Source organism: Candidatus Palibaumannia cicadellinicola (assembly GCF_002855795.1).
GTDB classification, from domain to species: domain Bacteria; phylum Pseudomonadota; class Gammaproteobacteria; order Enterobacterales; family Enterobacteriaceae; genus Baumannia; species Baumannia cicadellinicola_C.
On record NZ_NJPO01000005.1, the window covers coordinates 1 to 2,982 of the forward strand.

General features: G+C 39.9%; 3 protein-coding genes and 1 pseudogene. 2 read left to right on the forward strand and 2 right to left on the reverse strand.

The window, feature by feature from the left end; translation table 11 throughout:
• Positions 1 to 91: 91 nt before the first annotated feature.
• Positions 92 to 561: pseudogene (locus CEX73_RS00090) on the reverse strand (DAHP synthetase I family protein); the annotation flags it as partial.
• A gap of 454 nt (positions 562 to 1,015) precedes the next feature.
• Positions 1,016 to 1,858 (reverse strand): HTH-type transcriptional regulator HdfR, encoded by an 843-nt coding sequence (gene hdfR / locus CEX73_RS00095; RefSeq protein ID WP_101626630.1) that lies wholly within the window; start codon positions 1,856 to 1,858, stop codon positions 1,016 to 1,018.
• Between the two features lie 115 nt (positions 1,859 to 1,973).
• Here hdfR and CEX73_RS00100 point away from each other — a divergent pair, with 115 nt between their 5' ends.
• Together CEX73_RS00100 and trxA are read left to right on the forward strand one after the other, a co-directional pair.
• Complete coding sequence (locus tag CEX73_RS00100) at positions 1,974 to 2,312, forward strand: MaoP family protein (RefSeq protein WP_101626631.1); 339 nt, start codon at positions 1,974 to 1,976, stop codon at positions 2,310 to 2,312.
• Between the two features lie 234 nt (positions 2,313 to 2,546).
• Positions 2,547 to 2,873: a thioredoxin TrxA gene (gene trxA, locus CEX73_RS00105; RefSeq protein ID WP_101626632.1), complete on the forward strand. Its 327-nt coding sequence runs from the start codon at positions 2,547 to 2,549 to the stop codon at positions 2,871 to 2,873.
• Positions 2,874 to 2,982 lie beyond the last annotated feature (109 nt).

Sequence of the window (2,982 nt, forward strand, 5' to 3'; positions counted from 1 at the left end):
AACGCATTTGGCTTTGTGGTATATCAGTAACTGACGCCTGGACCAACTATAGTTCACTATGCAGTTTACGTAGCATATCGTCAGTGGTGTTCTAGTCTATGCAGGCGTCAGTTACTGATATACCGTAACGCATTTGGCTTTGTGGTAGTTCCGAAAATTGATTCCCTGAGGAAATATTCCTTTCCCGAATTAAGCCTATAATAGAACGATTACCTGCTTTAATCTGCGCTAGTACAGACTGTACTACGTCAATTTGACGGCGATAATCGTTATTAGAATTACCGTGGCTACAATTTATTATGATCGCAGGTGATAAACCTGCGGCAACCATTCGGCGATATTCCGTGGGTAGTAATTAGGTTTTTACCACCACGTAAAGATGATATGACCGTCTGGATTGCCACTAGTATGTAATATGCAGACCTGACCCGCCTGGTTAATCCCCCATAAAAGGGTGCGTTATCGCCGCTGCGCGAATCGCATTGATTGCAGTGGTCATACCATAATACCATACGACCGGCGGGTCCCATTTGGGAAGCCTACCGGCATCGATATCGTGGATAGAACATGGACCACATACCACCAGTAAGCGAAGATTACGGCAGTGAATAATATTAGATATAATATTACGTGACTCTATTATTGATCTCTTTTTTGCGTGACTTAAAGGAAACAATATTGTGAATGTTTCGGAGGTAATCATCACTTTTTCATCACTAAGAAAGATATAATAAGATTTAGCGAGAAGGTCTTTAAAACGGCGAATTATCTGGGGTGATATAATTGAAGGTATATTCTAAGCGTACACCTTACCAGCAAAAGTAAAGTGTTTAATCTATGTTTACAAATTAATTACTATAACCAAAAATAAAATAAAGTAGTATTTATTAGCAAAGTAAGATAAACCAAAGCTTGATTAGTATCGCAGTAGTGAAAAATAATAACATATCGCGAAATCAAGGAAGAGAGATAGACCTACCCAACCGTACGTAGCGAGTAGCGATAGCAGTTTAATTCAAATAATGGGGGTTTTCAGCAATTGTCGTATTAACGGGCGTTGGTCGCTGTTTTGCAGCCAGACAGCGTACAACGGCCTAATTACTGATGGCACTTCGCTAATAGGCTGTAAATCTGGCCAGTTATGAACCCAATGACTAGGTAGAAAAGCACAAGCTCCAGTAGCAGGTAGTAATTGACGTGTTAGTTGCGCCGAACTAGTTATCATCAGCGGCGCTTGTTGGTTAAAGTTAACTAGTAGTCGGCTTTCATAATAATGAAAATCTGCACCCCATTCTAACTGAATATAGGGACGTTGACCACTAACGAATGTGGCGCCAGCTGTGAACAATGTTAAGGACAAACTACCCAACTCCTGGCTAGTCAACTCCTCTATCTTCGGAGCTTCGGTGGTAATCAGCAAATCTAATTGCCGCTTGTGCTGTTCTTTTTCTTTTATCAATCCTTGATGTAGCGGTAGCGCGACACGTGCTTCTAGACGTAGCGACGGCTTTGTCTGGTAGATATTTAGCAACCACTCTCCTAACCAAGCCTCCCATAGCGAGGCGCTTGCTCCTACGGAGAGCCAATCTTGCTGCAACGACTGGGTTACTTCTACTTTTTGCTTAGCTACTTGCCAGGTTAACATTAGGTTTTCCGCATAAGGCAGCAGTTTTTCTCCTGCAGCTGTGAGACGGATATTATGGCGATAACGAGTAAATAAACTGACTCCTAGTTGTGTTTCCAACTTACGTACGCGGAAGCTGACCGCAGATTGCGTTAAGCAAAGTATTTCAGCGGCCCGGCCGAAATGTTTGGTGCGGCTTACTTCTAAAAAAGTTTTTAGTAATTCTATGTTCACTACGTTCTCCAAAAAATTTGATCGTGATGATTAAAATGTTTTGTTTTACAGAAAGTCAAGCCTAACTAATACTCCGCGCCATAAACAACATTAAAGACAGACAGGAGCACGTAATATGGTAGATAGTTTTTTTGTTACTAATTGTTATTTTGATAACCAAAATTATCCTCGTGGCTTTTCCCGACATGGTCATTTTACGATTCGGGAAGCACAGTTACTAGAACGTTACGGTAATGCTTACAATGATCTGGCCAGTGGCAAACGTAAGCCTGTTACCGATGATGAGCATCAATTTGTCGCGGTATGTCATGGTAAACGTATGCCATCTAATGAGCACGAAAAAGTATGGTTGAAATATATGGCACACACCCGTAGTCCTAAACGTTTTCACACTCTATCTGGAGGTAAGCCACAGATGGATGTCGTCGAAGACTACACAGACAGCGAAGATTAAGACAAAGAAAGCTATCAACACAATTATATGGGCGGTACACCCAGGTGGAATAAAAGTAGTTATTTGGTAGCTAGAACGGAAGGTAAATTTTTTTACTAAAAATAATTATTCCCCAAATATGGAAAAAATTAAATAAGGAAAATTACTTTATATCGTGGTATAATACTAATTATTTATTGCATTTCTTGTCAGTCATTGATTAAATAGTTATAAATGTCATTTTTAGGAGTAAAAATGAAAGCAAATATTATTAACCTTAGTCAAGATTGCTTCGCAACAAAAGTACTACAACAAGATGGTTTTGTCCTAGTTGACTTTTGGGCCGAATGGTGTGGTCCCTGTAAAACAGTAGCGCCTATTTTAACAGAAATAGCTGATGAATTCAAAGGAAAGCTTACCGTAGCAAAATTAAACATCGACGACAACGCTACTATAGCGCCAAAGTATGGTATTCGCAGTATTCCTACCCTTTTGCTTTTTCGTAACGGCGAAGTAGTCGCTACTAAAGTAGGCGCCTTATCCAAAGGACAACTTAAAGAGTTCCTGAACGCTAATCTTTAAGCGATGTCGTGGTAGTACGCTGGTACTGTACTTATATATTTACTGCTAGACTCACATTGATAAACATGCTAAGATAAAGATCAAAGATATTTTGATTCTACATTTTACT

Coding starts and splice junctions, on each gene's coding strand:
- CEX73_RS00100 (WP_101626631.1), top strand. CDS start 1,974: ATGGTAGATAGTTTTTTTGTTACTAATTGTTATTTTGATAACCAAAAT.
- trxA (WP_101626632.1), top strand. CDS start 2,547: ATGAAAGCAAATATTATTAACCTTAGTCAAGATTGCTTCGCAACAAAA.